Below are 20,524 nucleotides of genomic sequence, written 5' to 3' on the forward strand. Positions count from 1 at the left end.
GTACGCCGACCCCAACAGGAGGGAAGTTCCATGACTTCGCAGAACGACCAGACCACGAGTGGGTCGGACCGGCTGGGGGCCCTGTCAGACGCAGGCGTCTCCATCTGGCTCGACGACCTCTCCCGCGAGCGGCTCGAGACCGGCAACCTCGCCGAGCTCATGCGCGACAAGCACGTCGTGGGGGTCACCACCAACCCCAGCATCTTCGCCTCGGCGCTCGCCGAGGGTGAGAGGTACGACGACCAGGTCGCCGGCCTGACCCGCGGCGGCGCCGGTGTGGACGACGTGATCACCGAGGTGACCACCGACGACGTCCGCAACGCCTGCGACGTGATGCGTGAGGTCTTCGACCGCACCGACGGGGTCGACGGCCGCGTGTCGATCGAGGTGGCCCCGGGGCTGGCCTTCGACACCGAGGCGACGATCGAGCAGGCCACGCAGCTGTGGCGCAAGGTCGACCGCCCCAACCTGTTCATCAAGATCCCGGCCACGACCGAGGGTCTGCCGGCGATCACCGCGACGCTCGGCGAGGGCATCTCGGTCAACGTGACGCTGATCTTCGGCCTGGCCCGCTACGACGAGGTGATGGACGCCTACCTCGCGGGTCTCGAGCAGGCCCGGTCGCAGGGCATCGACCTCTCCACGATCCACTCGGTGGCCTCCTTCTTCGTCTCCCGCGTGGACTCCGAGATCGACAAGCGGCTCGAGGCCATCGGTGGCGACGACGCGCTCGCGCTCCGGGGCAGGGCGGCGGTGGCCAACGCCCGGCTCGCCTACGAGCGGTTCGAGCAGGTCTTCGCCAGCGACCGCTTCGCCGCCCTCGCCGAGCACGGCGCGCGGCCCCAGCGTCCGCTGTGGGCGTCGACCGGGGTGAAGAACGAGGACTACTCCGACACGCTCTACGTCGCCGAGCTGGTCACCTCCGGCACCGTCAACACGATGCCGGAGAAGACGATGAACGCCTTCGCCGACCACGGCGAGGTGCGCGGCGACACGGTGCGCGGGAGCTACGCCGACGCCCACGACGTGATGGCCGGCCTGGAGAAGGTCGGCGTGGACTACGACGACGTGATCGCCACGCTCGAGCAGGAGGGTGTCGACAAGTTCGTGGCCTCGTGGGACGAGCTGGTCGAGACCGTCAAGGGTCAGATGGACGCCTCCCGCGAGGACTCCGACTCGTGAGCCACCTGCGCGTGAGCGCGACCGGGCCGGCCGCAGACGCCGTGCGCCGGCACGTGCCCGACCTGGTCACCGACCGGTTCGCCTCGCAGCTCTTCGCCCAGGACGCCACGCTGTGGGGCCACGACGCCGAGGAGGAGGCCGGCAAGCGTCTCTCGTGGGTGCAGCTGGCCCACGCCTCGCAGTCGCTCGTCCCGGAGATCACGGCGCTGCGTGCGCAGTTGAGCGCCCAGGGCGTCGACCACGTCGTGCTGTGCGGCATGGGCGGCTCCTCCCTGGCGCCCGAGGTCATCTGCGCGACCGACGGCGTCGAGCTGACCGTCGTCGACTCCAGCGACCCCGACCAGGTCCGCTCCGCACTCACCGACCGCATCGACCGCACGGTCGTGGTCGTGTCGTCCAAGTCCGGCTCGACCGTCGAGACCGACTCCCAGCGCCGGGCGTTCGTGGCGGCCTTCGAGGAGGCCGGCATCGCGCCGACCGAGCGCATCGTGGTCGTCACCGACCCGGGCAGCCCGCTCGACGAGTCCTCGCGCGCCGACGGCTACCGCGTGGTCAACGCCGACCCCGACGTCGGCGGCCGCTACTCCGCGCTCACGGCCTTCGGCCTCGTGCCGTGCGGGCTCGCCGGGGCCGACATCGGTCGTCTCCTCGAGGACGCGGCAGCGGCCACCCCCGCCCTGTCGACCGACGACGAGGCCAACCCCGGCCTGGTCCTCGGCGCGGCGATCGGCGGCACCGACCCGCTGCGCGACAAGCTCGCGATCGTCGACGACGGCTCCCCGCTGGTCGGCTTCGCCGACTGGGCCGAGCAGCTCATCGCCGAGAGCACCGGCAAGCGTGGCACCGGCATCCTCCCCGTCGTGGTGGCGGGCACCGACGACCCCGAGGTGCAGTGGCCCGCGGGCGACGTGACCGTGGCCCGCCTGGTCGCCGAGGACGCCGAGCCGATCGCCGCCGACAGGGACACCGAGCGTGCCGAGATCGTCGTCTCCGGGCCCCTCGGCGCCCAGATGCTGCTCTGGGAGGTCGCGACCGCGGCTGCCGGCCGGCTGCTGGGCATCAACCCGTTCGACCAGCCCGACGTCGAGAGCGCCAAGGTCGCGGCCCGCGAGATGCTCGAGGGCACGCCGGACGACACCGAGCCCGCGTTCGTCGACCAGGGCGTGGAGGTCCGCGCCCTCGGCGGTCGCGGTGACTGGCTGGGTGACGCCGCCACGCTCGAGCAGGCCGTCGCCGGGCTGCTCACCCAGCTCGACCCGGACCGCGGCTACGTCGCGGTGATGGCCTACCTCGACCGGCTCGCCCACGCCGACCTGGCCGGCGTACGCCGCGTGCTCGCGCTGCGCACCGAGCGTCCGGTGACCTTCGGCTGGGGTCCGCGCTTCCTCCACTCGACCGGCCAGCTGCACAAGGGCGGGCCCGCGACCGGGGTCTACCTCCAGGTCACGGGCACCCCGTCGTGCGACGTCCCGATCCCGGGCCGCGAGTTCGGCTTCGCCACCCTCATCAGTGCCCAGGCTGCCGGCGACGCGTCGGTGCTGGCCGACCACGGCCGGCCGGTGCTGCGGCTGCACGTGACCGACCCACAGACCGGGCTGGCCGCCATACGCCGGGCGCTCGAGGGTGGGGCCACAGCGTGATCGACAACCCGCTCCGGGACCCGCAGGACCGGCGGCTGCCCCGCGTCGCGGGACCGTGCGGCATGGTGCTGTTCGGTGTGACCGGCGACCTGGCGCGCAAGAAGCTGATGCCGGCGATCTACGACCTGGCCAACCGTGGCCTGCTGCCGCCCGGCTTCTCGCTGGTCGGCTTCGCGCGTCGCGACTGGGCCGACCAGGACTTCGCCAAGGTCGTCCACGACGCGGTGCGCGAGCACGCCCGCACCGAGTTCCGTGAGGCCACCTGGGCCCAGCTGTCGGAGGGCTTCCGGTTCGTGCCGGGCGACTTCGACGACGACCTCGCGTTCGCCCAGCTCAAGCAGACGATCGAGGACCTCGACCGGCTGCGGGGCACCGGCGGCAACCACGCGTTCTACCTCTCGATCCCGCCGCGGTTCTTCGGCAACGTGATCGGTCAGCTCAAGGAGCACGGCCTCACCGAGGGCCAGGGTGACGCCTGGCGCCGCGTGGTGGTGGAGAAGCCCTTCGGCCACGACCTCGAGAGCGCCCGCGAGCTCAACGCGGTGCTCGCCGACGTCTTCCCGCCCGAGTCGGTCTTCCGCATCGACCACTACCTCGGCAAGGAGACGGTGCAGAACATCCTGGCGATGCGGTTCGCCAACGCGATGTTCGAGCCGATCTGGAACTCCAACTACGTCGACCACGTGCAGATCACGATGGCCGAGGACGGCGGCATCGGCGGTCGTGCGGGCTACTACGACGGCATCGGCGCCGCGCGCGACGTGATCCAGAACCACCTCCTCCAGCTGATGGCGCTCACCGCCATGGAGGAGCCGACGTCGTTCGAGTCACGCAGCCTGCGGCTGGAGAAGCTCAAGGTGCTGGAGGCCGTCACGCTGCCCACGCGCATCGACCAGGGCACCGCCCGGGGGCAGTACTCCGAGGGCTGGTCCGGCGGGGTCAAGGTGCCCGGCTACCACCAGGAGCAGGACATCCCCCCGGGCTCGCGCACAGAGACCTACGCCGCGATCCGGCTCGGCATCGACAACCGGCGCTGGTCCGGGGTGCCGTTCTACCTCCGCACGGGCAAGCGCCTCGGGCGCCGGGTCACCGAGGTGGCGGTGTCGTTCAAGCAGGCACCGCACCTGCCGTTCGGTCCGGCCGCGACCGAGGACCTCTCGCACAACGCGCTGGTGATCCGGGTCCAGCCCGACGAGGGCGTGACCCTGCGCTTCGGCGCCAAGGTGCCGGGCACCGCGATGGAGATCCGCGACGTCAACATGGACTTCGCCTACGGCGGCTCGTTCACCGAGGCGTCCCCCGAGGCCTACGAGCGGCTCATCCTCGACGTGCTGCTCGGCGACCCCCCGCTGTTTCCACGCCACGAGGAGGTCGAGGCCTCGTGGCGCATCCTCGACCCGATCGAGGAGCACTGGGCCGAGCACGGCAAGCCCGACCCCTACGCGGCCGGCACGTGGGGACCGAAGTCGGCCGACGACATGCTGGCCCGCGAGGGCCGCACCTGGAGGCGACCATGAGCACGATCACCCTGGAGGACACCAGCGCCAACGCCATCGCCTCCGCGCTGGTCAGGGCACGCCGCAACGCCGGGTCGCCCGCGATGGGGATGGTGATGACCCTGGTCGTCGTCGTGCCCGAGAAGGACGCCGAGGAGGCGATGAAGGCCGCCGGGTCGGCCGCGCGCGAGCACCCCTCACGCATCCTCGCCGTCGTGGTCGGCAGCGGGCGGGGGTCCTCGCGCATCGACGCCGAGATCCGGTCCGGCACCGGCACGCCGGGTGAGCTGGCGCTGATCCGGCTGTCCGGCGCGGTCACCGGCCACGCCGAGTCGGTGGTCCTGCCCCTCCTGCTGCCCGACTCGCCCGTGGTCGTCTGGTGGCCCACCGACGCCCCCGCCGACCCGGCCGCCGACCCGATCGGCAGGCTCGCCAAACGCCGCATCACCGACGCCGCCCAGGTCCCGCGCGGACGCCAGCAGGCGATGCTCACCCAGTGCTCGTCGTACGTCGACGGCAACACCGACCTCGCCTGGACCCGCATCACGCGCTGGCGCGCCCTGCTCGCCGCCGCGCTGGACCAGGCCCCGGGGCGCGTGACCCGCATCGAGATCACCGGCGAGCGCATCAGTCCCAGCGCCGACCTGCTGGGCGCCTGGCTGGCCGACCGGCTCAAGGCGCCGGTGGAGCGCACGGTCTCCGACGGGCCCGGCATCACCTGCGTGCGCCTGGTCACCAGGACCGGCGAGATCGCGATCACCCGGGGTGACGGCGTCCACGCGACGCTCACCGTCCCCGGCCAGCCCGACCGCCCGGTCGCTCTCCCCCGGCGCGACGTGCCCGACCTGCTGTCGGAGGAGCTGCGACGCCTCGACCCCGACGACATCTACGCCGCGACCGCCAAGCGCCTGCACCGCATGGCCGGCAGCACCGCGCGCAAGGCAGCGGCCACGAAGGGCACAGCCAGGAAGACCACCGCCAAGAAGGCGCCGGCGTCCACGAAGGCGGCCGCGGGCCGCACGGCCAAGAAGGCGGCGAGGAAGTCGTGACCGGTCCCGACCTGCGCCGACACCCCGACCGCACCTCGCTCGCGGCGGCGATGGCCGACGACGTGGTGGCGCTGCTGCGTGGGACCACCTCGCAGCCGGGCGGCTCCCGGATCGTCCTCACCGGCGGCTCGATCTCCCGCGACCTGCACCGCGCGATCGCGGCCCGTGGTGTCGGGGTCGACTGGGCCGCCGTCACCGTGCTGTGGGGCGACGAGCGGTTCGTGCCGCTCGACGACGACGAGCGCAACGACGGCCAGGCGCGGGAGGACCTGCTCTCCCACGTGCCGGTCGGCACGGTCCACCGGATGCCCAGCCCCGACGACGGCGTCGGCCTGGAGGCCGGCGCGGCGACCTACTCCGGCGTCGTCGAGGAGCTCCTCGCCGAACGCTCCGAGCCGGCCTTCGACCTCGTCATGCTCGGCATCGGCCCCGACGGCCACGTGGCCTCGCTGTTCCCCGGCCACACGCACCCCGACGCGCTCGTCGTCGCCGAGGCCGACTCCCCCAAGCCGCCGCCGGCGCGCATCTCGCTGTCGATGGACCTGCTGTGCCGGGCCTCCCGGGTCTGGTTCGTGGCCGCGGGCGAGGAGAAGGCAGAGGCCGTCCGCGGCTCGGTGCACGACGACCCGCCCGCGCTGCCGGCCGGTCTCGCCCGGGGCGTCGACGAGACGCGCTGGTACCTCGACGAAGGCGCGGCCTCCCTGCTCTGAGAGGGCATGCTGGCCGGGTGCGCACCACCCTCCGTGCGGCCTGGCCGGCCGCCCTGACGCTCGCTGTCGTGCTGACCGTGCTGAGCGCCGGCTACGGCTGGCACCGCGACGAGCTCTACTTCCGGATGCTCCCGCGCGCCTGGGGGTACGTCGACCAGCCGCCGTTCACGCCGTGGCTCGTCCGCACGCTCGCGGGCCTCGTCGACCAGCCGTGGATGGTGAGGACGGCCGCGACCCTCGCCGGCGTCGTCGCCGCCCTCCTGCTGGCGGGCATCACCGCCGCCCTCGGTGGCGACGTGCGGGCGCAGCGCGTCGCGGCGTGGGGTGGCGCGTTCGCGGGCTTCCCGGTCCTGCTCGGCCACGTGAGCCTCACCTCGACCTTCGACCACCCGGTCACCCTGGCGGTCGTGCTCACCGCGCTGCTGGCCCTGCGGCGCGACCCGCGCTGGTGGCTGGTCGCGGGGCTGCTGGCCGGCCTGTCGACCTACAACCGGCTGCTGCTCCCCGTCGTCGTGCTGGGCCTCGTGCTCGGCCTGGTCGCCTTCCACCGCACGGCGCTCAGGTCCGTCTGGCTGTGGTCGGGCGCCGGCCTCGGGGCGCTCCTCGCCGTGCCCAACCTGGTCTGGCAGGCCCGTCACGACTGGCCCCAGCTCGCCATGGGCCGCGCCCTGTCCGACAACAACGCCACCGACACCCGGATCCTGCTGCCGGTGGTGCTGGTCGCCGCGGTCGGCCCCTTCCTCGTCGCGTCGGTGCTCCGCGGGGTGCGGGTGGCCTGGCAGACCACCGACACCCGGTGGGTCGTCGTCGCTGCGGCCCTGGTGGTGGTCTTCACGTTCGTCTCCGGGGCGCAGCCGCACTACCCGGTCACGATGCTGTGCGTGCTGTTCGCCGCGGGCTGCGCGTCCGGACGTCTCGCGCGCCGCCGGGCCCTGGTGGCCAACGCCGTCGTCTCGTGCCTCATCGGCCTGCCGGTGCTGCCGGTGGCGCTGCTCGCCCGCACGCCGATCCCCGCGATGAACGTCGTCGCCGCCGACCAGGTCGGCTGGCCGGCGTACGTCGAGCAGGTCGCGCAGGTCTGGGACGAGGCCGGCGACCCGTCCGCGGTCGTGCTCACCGGCAACTACGGCGAGGCCGGGGCGGTCGACCGCCTCGGGCCCGCGCTCGGTCTCCCGCCGGCGTACTCCGGTCACAACGCGCTGGGCCTGCTGCCGCCACCGCCCGAGGACGCCCGGACCGTCGTCGTGGTCGGGCACGCTGTGCGGGCGCTGGAGGGCTCGTTCGACACCTGCCGGGTCGTCCGGCGGCTCGACAACGGGGTCGGCGTCGACAACGAGGAGCAGGGCGTCCCGGTGTCGGTCTGCCGCGGACGCACCGAAGCCTGGGCCACCCTGTGGCCCAGGCTCCGGCACCTGGACTAGAAGATGATCTCTCCGCGCTTGCGACGGTCACGCAGCGACTTGAGCGCCTCGTCGAGGATGTCGGAGGCCTCCTGGTCGGAGCGGCGCTCCTTCACGTAGGCGAGGTGGGTCTTGTAGGGCTCGATCTTCGGCGGCGGGGGCGGGTTCTCCTGGTCCATGCTCGCCGGCAGCCCGCACCGCGGGCAGTCCCACGACTCCGGCACGACGGCCTCGGCGGCGAAGGCCACCTCGAAGCGGTGCTCGTGGGCACAGAAGAAGATCACGCGCTGCCGGGGAGCGGACTCGCCGCGCTCCGCCTCGCCCATGGGTCCTGCTCCGACCCGACTTCCGCGGATCGCGTTGCCACCACCGACTGCCACGGCGGCCCTCCTTGGGGGGTAGATGAGCGGCGCCGTCCCCGTCCGGGGGCACCGCGAGAGATGGGGTGGTGCTGGGCCTAGTTGCTGCCGCCGTACTTGAACTTCATCAGGAGCCCGAGGCCCACGACGCAGACGAACCAGAGCATCCCAGCGCCGACCGTGATGCGGTCGAGGTTGCGTTCGGCAACCGAGGACCCTCCGAGGCCGCTCGACACTCCGCCACCGAACATGTCGGAGAGTCCGCCGCCCCGGCCCTTGTGGAGCAGGATCAGCAGGATCATCAGGAGGCTCGTCATGATGAGCAGAACGGTCAGAGCGGTGATCACGGGGGAAACTCTACGTCAGAGGGTCGGCATGTCGTAGAAGCGGCACACGCCGCCGAACTCGTCCGCCTCGAGGCTCGCCCCGCCGACCAGCGCACCGTCCACGTCGCGCTTGGCCATGATCCCGGCGATGTTGCCCGCCTTGACCGAGCCGCCGTAGAGCACGCGCACGGACTCGCCCGCAGCCTCGCCCCACCGCTCGGCCACGCGCGCGCGGATGGCCGCGCAGACCTCCTGGGCGTCGTCGGGCGTGGCGACCTCGCCGGTGCCGATGGCCCACACCGGCTCGTAGGCGATGACCAGCGCAGCGACCTGCTCGGGCGTGAAGTCGCCGAGGGAGCCGTCGACCTGCTCGAGGGTGAACTCGACCTGGCGCCCCTCCTTGCGCACCTCGAGGCCCTCGCCGACACACACGATCGGGGTCATGCCGGCCTCGACCGTCTTCTGGGCCTTGGCGTGCACCTCGGCGTCGGACTCCGCGTGGTACTGCCGGCGCTCGGAGTGGCCCACCACGACGTAGGAGCAGCCGAGCTTGGCGAGCATCCCGGCGGAGATCTCGCCGGTGTAGGCCCCCGAGTCGTGCGTGGAGACGTCCTGTGCGCCGTACTTGATCTGCAGCTTGTCGCCGTCGACCAGGGTCTGCACGCTGCGCAGGTCGGTGAACGGCGGGATCACCGCGACCTCCGCCTTGGCGAAGTCGTGGTGCTTGTCCGACAGCGTCCAGGCCAGCTTCTGCACCAGGACGACGGCCTCCTGGTGGTTGAGGTTCATCTTCCAGTTGCCGGCCATGAGGGGGGTGCGCGATGCCATGGGTCAGTCCTCCTGCAGGACGTCGATGCCGGGGAGGGGCTTGCCCTCGAGGTACTCCAGGCTGGCGCCACCGCCGGTGGAGATGTGGCCGAAGGCCTTCTCGTCGAAGCCGAGCGTGCGTACGGCGGCCGCGGAGTCCCCGCCGCCCACGACCGACAGCCCGTCGATCTCGGTGAGCGCCTGGGCCACGGCCCGGGTCCCGCCGGCGAAGGCCGGGAACTCGAAGACGCCCATCGGGCCGTTCCAGAAGACGGTGCGGGCGTCGGCCAGCGCGGCGGCGAACGCCTTGCCCGACTCGGGTCCGATGTCGAGGCCCATCTGGTCCGAGGGGATCGCGTCGGCCGCGACGACCGTGGCGGGGGCGTCGGCCTTGAACTCCGGGGCGACCACGACGTCGGTCGGCAGGACGATCTCGACCCCGGACTCCTCCGCGCGGCGGAGGTAGTCGCGGCACACGTCGAGCTGGTCCTCCTCGAGCAGGCTCGTGCCGACCTCGTGGCCCTGCGCCTTGAGGAAGGTGAAGACCATGCCGCCGCCGATGAGCAGCTTGTCGGCCTTGCCGAGCAGGTTGTCGATGACCCCGAGCTTGTCGGAGACCTTGGAGCCACCGAGAACCACGGCGTAGGGCCGCTCGGGGTCCTCGGTCAGCCGGCGCAGCACGTCGATCTCGGTCGCCACCAGGCCGCCCATCGCGTGCGGCAGGAGCTGCGCGACGTCGTACACGCTGGCCTGCTTGCGGTGCACGACACCGAAGCCGTCGGAGACGAAGGCGTCGGCGAGGGCCGCGAGCTGCTGGGCGAACGCGCGGCGCTCGGTCTCGTCCTTGCTGGTCTCGCCCGGGTTGAAGCGGACGTTCTCGAGGAGGGCGAGCTGCCCGTCGCCGAGGCCCTCGACCGTGCTGCGCGCGGACTCCCCCACGGTGTCGGCGGCGAAGGCCACGTCGAGCCCGAGCAGCTCGCCGAGCCGCTCGGCGACCGGACGCAGGGAGTACCTGTCCTCCGGGGCGCCCTTGGGACGCCCGAGGTGAGCGGCCACGACGACCCGGGCACCCGCGTCGAGCAGCCGCTGCAGGGTCGGCAGGCTCGCGCGGATGCGTCCGTCGTCGGTGATCGTGCTCCCGTCGAGGGGCACGTTGAGGTCCGAGCGGACCAGGACGCGCTTGCCGCGCAGGTCCCCCAGGTCGTCGATGGTGCTCACGCGGTCAGAGGCCGGCGCCGACGTGGACGATCAGGTCGACCAGGCGGTTGGAGTAGCCCCACTCGTTGTCGTACCAGCCGACGACCTTGACCTGGTTGCCGATCACCTTGGTCAGCGGCGCGTCGAAGATGCACGACGCCGGGTCGGTCACGATGTCGCTGGAGACGATCGGGTCCTCGTTGTAGCGCAGGAACTTGCCGTCGGCCGCGGCCTTGACCGCGGCGTTGACCTCCTCGACCGAGGTCTCACGGCCGGCCTCGAAGGTGAGGTCGGTGGCGGAGCCGGTCGGGGTCGGCACGCGCAGCGCGTAGCCGTCGAGCTTGCCCTTGAGCTCGGGCAGCACCAGGCCGATCGCCTTGGCCGCACCGGTCGAGGTCGGGACGATGTTGATCGCGGCGGCACGGGCGCGACGCAGGTCGCTGTGCGGGGCGTCCTGCAGGTTCTGGTCCTGGGTGTAGGCGTGGATGGTCGTCATGAGGCCCTTGACGATGCCGAACTCGTCGTTGAGCGCCTTGGCCATCGGCGCCAGGCAGTTGGTGGTGCACGACGCGTTGGAGATGATCGTGTGCTTCGAGGCGTCGTAGTCCTCGTGGTTGACGCCCATCACCACGGTGATGTCCTCGTTCTTGGCGGGCGCCGAGATGATGACCTTCTTGGCGCCGCCGTCGACGTGGGCCTTGGCCTTGGTCGCGTCGGTGAAGAAGCCGGTCGACTCCACGACGACGTCGACCCCGAGGTCGCCCCAGGGCAGGGCCGAGGGCTCGCGCTCGGCCAGGATCTTGAGGGTCTTGTCGCCGTACTGGATGCCGCCGTCGACGACGGAGACGTCGGCGGGGAAGCGGCCCAGGATGGTGTCGTACTTGAGCAGGTGCGCCATGGTCGCCAGATCGCCGAGGTCGTTGGCGGCCACGATCTCGATGTCGGCGCCGGAGGCCTGCACGGCCCGGAAGAAGTTGCGGCCGATGCGGCCGAAACCGTTGATGCCTACGCGGACGGTCACGAGAAGGACTCCTTCATCAGGGTTCGTCAGGGTTCGTCGGTCCTGGGGAGGGCCAGGGTCAGGCCCCGTCAGACGACCCTATCGCCCCCGTGCGGAGCGGGTCATGCCGCGCCGGGGCTACCGGTCCGTACGGCGGACAGCGCCGCCGGGGCTCAGTCGTCGGCGAGCATGTCGGGGGTCAGGCTGGCCTCGGTGTCGGGGATGCCGAGGTCCTGCGCGCGCTTGTCGGCCATCGCCAGCAGGCGACGGATGCGCCCGGCGATCGCGTCCTTGGTGAGCACCGGCTCGTGCAGCTGGCCGAGCTCCTCGAGGGAGGCCTGCTTGTGCTCCAGGCGCAGCTGGCCGGCCTGCTTGAGGTGGTCGGGGACCTCCTCGGCCAGGATCTCCAGCGCCCGGGACACGCGTGCGCCCGCGGCGACAGCCGCACGGGCCGAGCGGCGCAGGTTGGCGTCGTCGAAGTTGGCCAGGCGGTTGGCGGTGGCGCGGACCTCGCGCCGCATGCGCCGCTCCTCCCAGGCCATGAGGGACTCGTGGGCGCCGAGACGGGTCAGCAGCGCGGCGATCGCGTCGCCGTCGCGGATCACGACCCGGTCGACCCCGCGGACCTCGCGGGACTTGGCCGAGATGTCGAGACGGCGGGCCGCGCCGACCAGCGCGAGGGCCGCCTCGGGACCCGGGCAGGTCACCTCGAGCGCCGACGAGCGACCGGGCTCGGTGAGGGAGCCGTGGGCCAGGAACGCACCCCGCCAGGCGGCGACGGCGTCGCAGCTGCCGCCGGAGACGACCTGCGGCGGCAGTCCGCGCACCGGCCGGCCGCGACCGTCGATCAGGCCGGTCTGGCGCGCGAGGGCCTCGCCGTCCTTGACCACGCGCACGAGGTAGCGGCTGCTCTTGCGGATGCCGTGGCCCTGGACCATGGCGAGCTCGGACTGGTGGCCGTAGATCTCGGCGATGTCCTTGCGGAGACGCCGTGCGGTCGCGCCGGAGTCGAGGTCGGCCTCGATCACGATCTGACCGTTGACGATGTGGAGCCCACCGGCGAAGCGCAGCATCGAGGAGACCTCGGCCTTGCGACAGCACGTCTTGGTGACGTGGGTGCTGACGAGCTCCGCCTTGACCTGTGCTGTCATCGCCATGCTCCCGATCCTGCCATGCCCGACCTTGCCCCATCCCGGGCCGGCCAGCTCCCGAAGGCCGTTGGGTGGTGGGGCATCCGGGCCACTGCCTGACCCTGGAACCGGGCTCACCCTACGTGGTCGCCAACGCTCCGGCATAGGCCACCGCCAGCTTGGTCACGTCGTGGCGCGCGGACCCGTCCTCGGAGGCGACGTCGGCCAGCACCAGTCGCGCCCCGACGACCTCGCAGGCGGCCTGCAGCGCGGCCTCGTCGGAGACCGTCGAGGGGTCGGCGAGGACGATGTCGAGGCGCATCCCGGGGGCGTGGTGGGACAGGGTTTCGAGGTGACGCTCGGGCGTGAACCCGGTCGTCTCCCCCGTCTGCGGCGCGAGGTTGAGCACCACCATGCGGCGGGCGGTCGTCTGCTCCAGCGCCGCCCGGAGGTCGGGCACGAGCAGGTGAGGGATGACGCTGGTGAACCACGAACCCGGCCCCAGCACCACCCAGTCGGCCTCGCCGATGGCGGTCAGCGCCTCGCCGCACGGCGCGGGGTCGGCGGGGTCGAGGGCCACCTCGAGCAGCCGGCCCTCGGTCGTCGCGACCTCGACCTGGCCGCGCACCTGCGCGCGCCGGCCGTCGGGCAGCTCGACCTCGGCGGTGATGTCGAGCGGGGTCTCGGCCATCGGCAGGACCCGCCCCTGGGCCTGGAGCAGCCGGCCGACGAGGTCGAGGCCGCCGACGTGGTCGGACAGCAGCTCCCACAGCGCGACGATGAGCAGGTTGCCCACCGCGTGCTCGTCCATCTGGCCCCGGGTCGCGAAGCGGTACTGCAGGACGTCGGCCCAGGTGCGGCCCCAGTCGTCGTCGTCGCACAGGGCGGCCAGCGCCATGCGGAGGTCGCCGGGCGGGAGGCACTGGAACTCCTCGCGCAGACGCCCGGAGGAGCCGCCGTTGTCGGCCACCGTCACCACGGCGGTGAGGTCCTTGACCACACGCCTCAGCCCGGAGAGGGAGGCCGCCAGCCCGTGGCCACCGCCGAGGGCGACCACCTTGAGGTCGAGGCGGTCGTCGACGGCGTGCCGTCCGAGGGCGGTCACTCCCGCCCCAGGTCGCGGTGGTCGGCGCGCGCGTCGACGCCGAGGTCACGCAGCCGCCCGGAGACCTCCTCGGCCATCGCGACCGAGCGGTGCTTGCCGCCCGTGCAGCCGATCGCCACCGTCATGAAGCGCTTGCCCTCGCGGAGGTAGCCCTCCCCGACCCCGCGCAGCAGCGGCACGAACCGCTCGAGGAACTCCTCGGCGCCCTCACGCGACTTGACGTAGTCGGCGACGGGCTGGTCGGTGCCGTTGTGCGGCCGCAGCGCCGGGACCCAGAAGGGGTTGGGCAGGAAGCGCATGTCAGCGACGTAGTCGGCGTCGACCGGGATGCCGTACTTGAACCCGAAGCTGACCACCGTCACCTTGAGCGAGGTGGTGCGGACCGTGCCGAACTCCTGCGCGATCCGCGCGGTGAGCTGGTGGGGGTTGAGGTTGGTGGTGTCGAGGACCAGGTCGGCGTCGCCACGCAGGTCGGCCAGCGCCTGGCGCTCACGCCGCAGGCCGTCGAGCAGCCGGCCACCGGCCTGGAGCGGGTGGGGCCGCCGCGCGGCCTCCTGGCGCCGGACGAGCACGTCGTCGTTGGCCTCGAGGAACAGCAGCGTCGCTCGTCGCGCGAGCGAGCCGTGGGTGAGCATCTCGCGCAACGAGTCGAAGAACGAGCCGGACCGCACGTCGACGACGACGGCGATCGACATGTCGGAGCCGTGGAGGTCGTCGACCATGCGCACCACGTCGGGCAGCAGCGCCGGGGGCAGGTTGTCCACGACGAAGTAGCCGAGGTCCTCCAGCTCCTTGGCGGCCGTGGAGCGCCCCGCGCCGGTCATGCCGGTGACGACCACCAGCTCGCCGCTGCGGGCCGTCTCGTCGTCGAGGCTCAGGGCCCCCGCCTGCTCCATGCCTCAGGTCTCCTCGATGATCTCGCCCGTCGCGGTGTTGATCGTGACCGCAGGGCGCTTGTCGTCGCCCTGGGACGACAAGGCTCCCACGATCGCCTCGGCCGTGCGGAGGCCGATGCCCGGGACCTGCGCGATGTCCTCCACCGACGCGGCCCGGATCTTGCGCAGCGAGCCGAACCGGCTGATCAGGGCCTTGCGGCGCACCTCGCCCAGACCGGGGACGTCGTCGAGGAGGCTCTCGACCATCGACTTGGAGCGGCGACCCCGGTGGTGGGTGATGGCGAACCGGTGCGCCTCGTCGCGCAGGCGCTGGAGCAGGAACAGCGCCTCGCTGGTGCGGGGCAGGATGACCGGGTCCTCCTGCCCGGGCAGCCAGACCTCCTCGAGGCGCTTGGCCAGCCCGCACACGGGGACGTCGTCGATGCCGAGCTCGTCGAGGGCGCGCTGGGCGGCCGCGACCTGCGGAGGTCCGCCGTCGACCACGACCAGACCGGGGGCGTAGGCGAACTTGCGGGCCCGCCCGGTGTCGGGGTCGACCAGCAGCGGCCCGGACTCCCCCGGCTCGACCTGGCCCCCGAGCAGCTCGGGGGTCTCGACCCGCTCGTCGAGCAGCCGCCGGAACCGCCGGGTGATCACCTCGTGCATCGCGGCCACGTCGTTCTGCCCGTCGACGGAGCGGACGATGAAGCGGCGGTACTCGGACTTGCGGGCCAGGCCGTCCTCGAAGACCACCATCGACCCGACCACCTCGGTGCCCTGCAGGTTGGAGATGTCGTAGCACTCCAGGCGCAGGGGCGCCTCGGAGAGCCCCAGCGCCTTCTGGAGGTCCTCCAGCGCCTGGTTGCGGGTCGTCAGGTCGGAGGCGCGCCGGGTCTTGTGCAGCGCCATCGTCTGCTTGGCGTTGCGGGCGACCGTCTCCTGGAGGGTCTTCTTGTCGCCGCGCTGCGGGACCCGGATGCGCACCCGGCTGCCCCGCAGGTCGCTCAGCCAGGTCTCGAGCACGTCGGCGTCGGTCGGCAGGGCCGGCACGAGGATCTCGCGCGGCACACCCTCGCCGGACTCGCCGTCGTAGAGCTGCTGGAGGAAGCGCTCGACCAGGTCACCGAGCTCGGCGTCGTCGGTCTTCTCCGCGACCCAGCCGCGCTGGCCGCGCACCCGGCCGCCGCGCACGTGGAAGATCTGCACCGCGACCTCGAGCGGGTCCTCCTCGAGGGCGACCACGTCGGCGTCGGTGCCGTCGCCCAGCACCACCGCCTGCTTCTCCAGCGCCCGGTTGAGGGCGCCCAGGTCGTCGCGCAGGCGGGCGGCCTTCTCGAAGTCGAGCTCCTCCGAGGCGGCGTACATCTGCTTCTCGATGCGCTTGAGGAAGGCGCTGGTCTGTCCCGCCATGAAGTCGCAGAAGTCGTCGACGATCGCGCGGTGCTGCTCGGCGTCGACGCGACCGACGCACGGGGCGCTGCACTTGTCGATGTAGCCGAGCAGGCAGGGCCGTCCGACCTGCTGGGAGCGCTTGAAGACGCCGGCCGAGCAGGACCTCATCGGGAACACCCTGAGCAGCTGGTCGACGGTGTCGCGGATCGCCCAGGCGTGGGAGTAGGGGCCGAAGTAGCGCGTGCCCTTCTTCTTGGCCCCGCGACCCACCATGACCCGCGGGAACTCCTCGGACACGGTCACCGCGAGCCAGGGATAGGACTTGTCGTCGCGGTACTTGACGTTGAAGCGGGGGTCGAACTCCTTGATCCAGGAGTACTCCAGCTGCAGGGCCTCGACCTCGGTGTTGACCACCGTCCACTCCACCGACGCGGCGCTGGTCACCATCGTCGCGGTGCGGGCGTGCAGCCCGGACAGGTCCTGGAAGTAGGACGTCAGCCGCGCGCGGAGGTTCTTGGCCTTGCCGACGTAGATGACCCGGCCCTTGGCGTCGCGGAAGCGGTAGACGCCCGGCGAGGTCGGGATCGTCCCCGGAGCAGGGCGGTAGGTCGCGGGATCGGCCACCTGACAAGCCTACGGAGCCGCACCGACAGCGCCGTCGGGGACTTGGCGGCGTGTGGGGGTTGTCACCGAGGGGTCAGTGGTACTAGACCGGAGTCTGCTCGGGAAGGGGCCGCACATGAGGCGTCGACGCACCGCACGAGGCATCGCTGGAGTCGTCGGCCTCCTCGCGGCGAGCACGCTGGTCGCAGCCTGCGGTGGCAACGGCGACAAGACCGGGGTCTCGCTGATCCTCAAGACGCAGACCAACCCCTACTTCGTCTCGATGAAGAACGCCGCGCTCGAGCAGGCCAGGGCCGCCGACGTCCACCTCTCCGTCGCGTCGGGCACCGCCGACGGCGACACCCAGAACCAGATCAACGCGATCGACACCGCGATCGCCCGCGGGGACGCCGGCATCCTCATCACCTCCAACGGTCCGGCGGTCAACGCGGCGCTGCGCCAGGCCAAGGACTTCGGCCTGTTCGTCATCGCCCTCGACACCCCGCTCGACCCGATCGAGACCGCCGACGTCACCTACGCGACCGACAACTTCCAGGCGGGCAAGCTCATCGGGGAGTACGCCGCCGCGCGGCTCGACGGCAAGAAGGCCGTCATCGCCATGCTCGACCTGTACGACGACCAGGTCGTCTCGGTCGACATCGAGCGCGACCACGGCTTCCTCTCGGGCATGGGCATCGACCCGGGCAGCAAGAACCTCAACGGCCGCGAGAAGAAGTCGGGGAGCTACAAGAGCCCCACCGGCGGCAAGGGCGGGAAGTACCAGATCGCGTGCCACCAGGCGACGCAGGGCGCGATCGACGGCGGACGCAGCGCGATGGAGCAGTGCCTCTCCCGCAACCCCGGCATCAACGTCGTCTACACGATCAACGAGCCCGCCGGCGAGGGCGCGCACGCCGCGCTGAGCGCCGCGGGCAAGGCGGACCGCGTGCTCATCGTGTCCATCGACGGCAGCTGCAAGGGCATGGACGACGTCGACAAGGGGATCTTCGCCGCCGACGCGACGCAGTACCCCGGCAAGATGGCCGCCCTCGGCGTCAAGGCGGTCGCCGCCGTCGGCGCGGGCGACCGGCCGCCCTCGCTGCCCGAGGGCAAGGACTTCCTCGACACCGGCACCCGGCTGGTCACCGCCGATCCCGTCAAGGGCCTGAAGAGCCAGACCGTCGAGCAGGGTCGCAAGGCCTGCTGGGGCGGCTGAGCGGAGGAGGAGAACCGTGAGCACCACGAGCAGCGACACCGAGGCCCAGCGGGAGCCCGGCACCCCGGGCACCGCCGAGGACCTCGTCCCCCGCTCCCACACCCCCGTCGAACGGCTCCAGCACCTGCTGCATCGCCGCCCGGCGCTCAGCCCGCTCATCGTGCTGGTGGTGAGCGTCGTCGTGTTCGGGATCGTGGCGGACAGCTTCCTGCGCCCGCAGGCACTGTCGCTGCTGGTGCAGCAGATGGCGGTCGTCGGGGCCCTCGCCGCCGGTCAGACGGTGATCATCCTGACCGCGGGCATCGACCTGTCGATCGGCATGGCGATGGTGCTGACCTCGCTGGTGATGGTGAAGCTCAACCACGACCAGGGCGTGCCCGGCCTGCTCGCGCTCCTCATCGGGGTCGCGGTCGCACTCCTGCTCGGCCTGGCCAACGGGGTCCTCGTGACCCGGCTCAACCTGCCGCCGTTCATCGTCACCCTCGGCACGTTCTCGATCTTCACGGCCGTCTCCCTGCTCTACGCCGCCGGGCAGACGGTGGCGCTCGACCCCGGCTCCTTCCTGCTGTGGACCGGCGAGACGATCAAGGTCGGCAGCGTGAGCGTCACCTGGGGCGTACTGCTGATGCTGCTCCTCTTCGCCGTGCTCAGCTTCGCGCTGCGTGAGACGGCGTGGGGCCGTCACCTGTACGCCACCGGTGACGACCGCGAGGCCTCCGACCTCGCCGGCATCGACACCAAGCGCGTCCTGCTCAGCGCCTACGTGGTCGCCGGCGTCGCGGTGGCGGCCGCGGCCTGGATCGTGATCGGCCGCGTCGGCGGGGCCGACCCCAACGCCGGCCTCAACTACAACCTGCAGAGCATCACCGCGGTCGTCATCGGCGGGACGAGCCTGTTCGGTGGGCGCGGCCTGGTGGTGGGCAGCCTCCTCGGCGCGCTCATCGTGCAGGTCTTCAACTCCGGGCTCGCCCTCGCCGGGGTGGACCCCAACTACCAGGTCCTCGCGACCGGAGTCCTGGTGATCATCGCGGTCACCGTCGACCAGTGGATCAGGAGGGTCCGGGCATGAGCGAGACGACCGAGGCACCGCAGCGCCCCTCCGACGACCGCTCGGACCACCCGGTGCTCGAGGCCGAGGGCCTCACCAAGCTCTTCGGGCGCGTCGTCGGTCTGCGGGGCGTCGACCTCCGGCTCCACGCGGGCGAGGTGCTCGCCGTGATCGGCGACAACGGCGCGGGCAAGTCGACGCTGATCAAGTGCCTCACCGGCGCGATGCAGCCCGACCGCGGCACGATCAAGGTCGACGGGCAGGAGGTCTCCTTCCGCTCGACGCAGGAGGCCCGCGCCCACGGGATCGAGACCGTCTACCAGACCCTGGCCGTCGCTCCGGCCCTCGACATCGCGAGCAACCTCTACCTCGCCCGCGAGATCAGGAGACCCGGTCCGCTCGGCAAGTGGCTCCGGATGCTCGACAAGCGGGAGATGGAGAGGAAGTCCGCCGAGCACATCAAGGAGCTCGGCATCACCACCCTGCAGAACATCCACCAGGCGGTGGAGACCCTCAGCGGTGGTCAGCGGCAGGTGGTCGCCGTCGCCCGCACCGGTGCGTTCGGCAGCAAGGTGGTGATCCTCGACGAGCCGACCGCGGCCCTCGGGGTGCGGGAGACGGGTCAGGTCCTGAGGCTGGTCAAGGACCTCAAGGAGCAGGGACTCGGCGTGATCCTGATCAGCCACAACATGCCCAACGTGTTCGAGGTCGCCGACCGCATCCACGTGCAGCGGCTCGGCGGGTGCGCCGGCGTGATCACTCCCGAGTCGCACTCGATGGAGGACGCCGTCGCGATCATGACCGGGGCCAAGGAGCTGTCGCGGGAGGAGCAGGCGCTGCGCTGACCGAGCGCCTCAGTCGCCCGGCGCGGCGGCCCGCTCCTGCGCGCGCGGCTCGGCCCGCTCCTGGCGGTGGGCCTGCGCCCTCAGCGCTGCGTCGCGGGCGCGGTGGACCAGCCCGGAGGGCGTGAACGGATAGGTGCTCACCCGGACGTGCTCCCGGAACACGATCGGCCAGCGCTCCTGCCAGGACTCGGCCCGGCCGAGGTACTCCAGGCCGGTCAGGCCCTCCTCGCAGGCGTGGCGGTGCACCTCGTGCTGGAGCAGGATGCCGGGCGACGCCGCGGCGTGCGCGTCGACGTAGCCGATCTTGAGCTGCCAGAGGTGGCCCCCGTCGACCGCGTAGAGCTGCGCCGCCACGGTGTCCTCGCCCACGGTGAGGAAGAAGAAGCGGATCGCGCCGCGCCCGGCCGCCGCCTCGGCGTACGTCGTCAGCAGGCGCTGCAGCCACGGGTCCTGAGAGATGGCGGTGCCCTCGCGGCCCTTCCAGGACGCCGCCTCGACCAGGGCGAGCCGCTCGAGGAGCGACGCGACCTCACCGGGCTCCGGGCTCAGCGCCTCGAACCCGACGGCTCCGGCCTGCTCGAGCTTGCGGCGCTTGCGACGCAGCCAGGAGCGCGAGCTGGACGACAGCGCTGCCTCGAAGGCCTCCCAGCCGCCGTCGTAGACCGCACGGTTGGTCCGGCGGGGCTCGTCCAGGACGACCGACCCCGGCGCACGCACGCCGTCGCGCAGGAGAGGAAGGGCCGGGGAGTCCACCTCGAGCCGCGGCAGCCGCAGCGGCAGGCGGGTGGCCAGCACGCGCCGGCACAGCTCCTCGACGGAGGCCTGGTCCCGGTGGAGGACGTAGCTCGGCTCGGCCGTGCGGTCGAACAGCGAGACCAGGCGTGCCGGGCGGACCGGTGAGAGCCGCAGCGGAGCCACGCCCACCAGCTCGCCGTCGCGCCGCAGTGCCTGGACCACGACCGGCGACCGGCCCTCCCAGGCCCGGGCGCAGGCGATCGACCAGTCCGGGTGCAGCAACGGGTTGCCCGCGGGTGCCGCGAGCGAGGCCCACTCCGGTGCGAGCGCCGCCAACCGGTCGGGAGCCGAGATCTCCTCGAGGGTGTACACGGGACGGGATCCTTCCATCCCGGGCTGACAGGGGCCT

At 72.1% G+C, this 20,524-nt stretch carries 19 protein-coding genes; 9 read left to right on the plus strand and 10 right to left on the minus strand.

Annotated elements, in window-relative coordinates; all coding sequences use genetic code 11:
• The first annotated feature begins 30 nt into the window (after window positions 1-30).
• From tal to J2S63_RS20380, 6 genes are read left to right on the plus strand one after another with little or no spacing between them, the layout of a single operon-like run.
• A complete protein-coding gene (gene tal, locus J2S63_RS20355) occupies window positions 31-1,182 on the plus strand; it encodes a transaldolase (RefSeq protein ID WP_310306192.1) in 1,152 nt (383 codons plus the stop codon).
• On the plus strand, window positions 1,179-2,822 hold the full coding sequence (locus J2S63_RS20360; protein ID WP_310306194.1) for a phosphoglucose isomerase-related protein: 1,644 nt from the start codon (window positions 1,179-1,181) through the stop codon (window positions 2,820-2,822). Before tal ends, J2S63_RS20360 begins: the two co-directional genes overlap by 4 nt.
• Window positions 2,819-4,339: a glucose-6-phosphate dehydrogenase gene (zwf, locus tag J2S63_RS20365; RefSeq protein WP_310306196.1), complete on the plus strand. Its 1,521-nt coding sequence runs from the start codon at window positions 2,819-2,821 to the stop codon at window positions 4,337-4,339. Before J2S63_RS20360 ends, zwf begins: the two co-directional genes overlap by 4 nt.
• Window positions 4,336-5,367: a glucose-6-phosphate dehydrogenase assembly protein OpcA gene (locus tag J2S63_RS20370; RefSeq protein WP_310306197.1), complete on the plus strand. Its 1,032-nt coding sequence runs from the start codon at window positions 4,336-4,338 to the stop codon at window positions 5,365-5,367. The genes zwf and J2S63_RS20370 overlap by 4 nt, the downstream gene beginning before the upstream one ends.
• Window positions 5,364-6,077, plus strand: coding sequence for a 6-phosphogluconolactonase (gene pgl, locus J2S63_RS20375; protein WP_310306199.1), 714 nt, complete (start codon window positions 5,364-5,366; stop codon window positions 6,075-6,077). Before J2S63_RS20370 ends, pgl begins: the two co-directional genes overlap by 4 nt.
• A gap of 17 nt (window positions 6,078-6,094) precedes the next feature.
• Window positions 6,095-7,498 (plus strand): ArnT family glycosyltransferase, encoded by a 1,404-nt coding sequence (locus tag J2S63_RS20380; RefSeq protein ID WP_310306201.1) that lies wholly within the window; start codon window positions 6,095-6,097, stop codon window positions 7,496-7,498.
• Here the strand turns inward: J2S63_RS20380 and J2S63_RS20385 are convergent.
• From J2S63_RS20385 to uvrC, 9 genes are all read right to left on the minus strand, one after another.
• Window positions 7,495-7,857, minus strand: a complete 363-nt coding sequence (locus J2S63_RS20385; protein WP_310306203.1) for an RNA polymerase-binding protein RbpA — start codon at window positions 7,855-7,857, stop codon at window positions 7,495-7,497. The genes J2S63_RS20380 and J2S63_RS20385 overlap by 4 nt on opposite strands.
• Window positions 7,858-7,934: 77 nt before the next feature.
• A complete protein-coding gene (gene secG, locus J2S63_RS20390) occupies window positions 7,935-8,183 on the minus strand; it encodes a preprotein translocase subunit SecG (protein WP_310306205.1) in 249 nt (82 codons plus the stop codon).
• A 15-nt stretch (window positions 8,184-8,198) separates the two neighbouring features.
• The gene (gene tpiA, locus J2S63_RS20395; protein ID WP_310306207.1) at window positions 8,199-8,990 is read right to left on the minus strand and encodes a triose-phosphate isomerase; all 792 of its coding nucleotides are present in this window, start codon (window positions 8,988-8,990) and stop codon (window positions 8,199-8,201) included.
• 3 nt (window positions 8,991-8,993) lie between these two features.
• Window positions 8,994-10,187, minus strand: a complete 1,194-nt coding sequence (locus J2S63_RS20400) for a phosphoglycerate kinase (RefSeq protein WP_310306208.1) — start codon at window positions 10,185-10,187, stop codon at window positions 8,994-8,996.
• Window positions 10,188-10,191: 4 nt separating this feature from the next.
• Window positions 10,192-11,187 carry a type I glyceraldehyde-3-phosphate dehydrogenase gene (gap, locus tag J2S63_RS20405; RefSeq protein ID WP_310306210.1) on the minus strand — a complete coding sequence of 332 codons (996 nt, stop codon included), beginning with the start codon at window positions 11,185-11,187 and terminating at the stop codon, window positions 10,192-10,194.
• Between the two features lie 152 nt (window positions 11,188-11,339).
• Window positions 11,340-12,323: a DNA-binding protein WhiA gene (gene whiA / locus J2S63_RS20410; protein ID WP_310306211.1), complete on the minus strand. Its 984-nt coding sequence runs from the start codon at window positions 12,321-12,323 to the stop codon at window positions 11,340-11,342.
• Window positions 12,324-12,435: 112 nt separating this feature from the next.
• Window positions 12,436-13,401: a gluconeogenesis factor YvcK family protein gene (locus J2S63_RS20415; RefSeq protein WP_310306213.1), complete on the minus strand. Its 966-nt coding sequence runs from the start codon at window positions 13,399-13,401 to the stop codon at window positions 12,436-12,438.
• Window positions 13,398-14,297 carry an RNase adapter RapZ gene (gene rapZ / locus J2S63_RS20420; protein ID WP_310306214.1) on the minus strand — a complete coding sequence of 300 codons (900 nt, stop codon included), beginning with the start codon at window positions 14,295-14,297 and terminating at the stop codon, window positions 13,398-13,400. The genes J2S63_RS20415 and rapZ overlap by 4 nt, the downstream gene beginning before the upstream one ends.
• Window positions 14,298-14,300: 3 nt before the next feature.
• On the minus strand, window positions 14,301-16,292 hold the full coding sequence (gene uvrC, locus J2S63_RS20425) for an excinuclease ABC subunit UvrC (protein ID WP_310306216.1): 1,992 nt from the start codon (window positions 16,290-16,292) through the stop codon (window positions 14,301-14,303).
• A 115-nt stretch (window positions 16,293-16,407) separates the two neighbouring features.
• Here uvrC and J2S63_RS20430 point away from each other — a divergent pair, with 115 nt between their 5' ends.
• Genes J2S63_RS20430 through J2S63_RS20440 form a run of 3 tightly spaced genes read left to right on the plus strand, consistent with a single transcriptional unit; the run spans window position 16,408 to window position 19,380 of the window.
• On the plus strand, window positions 16,408-17,487 hold the full coding sequence (locus J2S63_RS20430; protein ID WP_310306218.1) for a substrate-binding domain-containing protein: 1,080 nt from the start codon (window positions 16,408-16,410) through the stop codon (window positions 17,485-17,487).
• Between the two features lie 16 nt (window positions 17,488-17,503).
• Window positions 17,504-18,556, plus strand: coding sequence for an ABC transporter permease (locus tag J2S63_RS20435; RefSeq protein WP_310306220.1), 1,053 nt, complete (start codon window positions 17,504-17,506; stop codon window positions 18,554-18,556).
• The gene (locus J2S63_RS20440; protein WP_310306222.1) at window positions 18,553-19,380 is read left to right on the plus strand and encodes an ATP-binding cassette domain-containing protein; all 828 of its coding nucleotides are present in this window, start codon (window positions 18,553-18,555) and stop codon (window positions 19,378-19,380) included. The genes J2S63_RS20435 and J2S63_RS20440 overlap by 4 nt, the downstream gene beginning before the upstream one ends.
• Before the next feature lie 9 nt (window positions 19,381-19,389).
• Here J2S63_RS20440 and J2S63_RS20445 read toward each other — a convergent pair whose 3' ends face one another.
• On the minus strand, window positions 19,390-20,487 hold the full coding sequence (locus tag J2S63_RS20445) for a GNAT family N-acetyltransferase (RefSeq protein ID WP_310306224.1): 1,098 nt from the start codon (window positions 20,485-20,487) through the stop codon (window positions 19,390-19,392).
• Window positions 20,488-20,524: the final 37 nt, after the last annotated feature.

The sequence above is a fragment of the Nocardioides marmoribigeumensis genome, assembly GCF_031458325.1.
Taxonomy (GTDB): domain Bacteria; phylum Actinomycetota; class Actinomycetes; order Propionibacteriales; family Nocardioidaceae; genus Marmoricola_A; species Marmoricola_A marmoribigeumensis.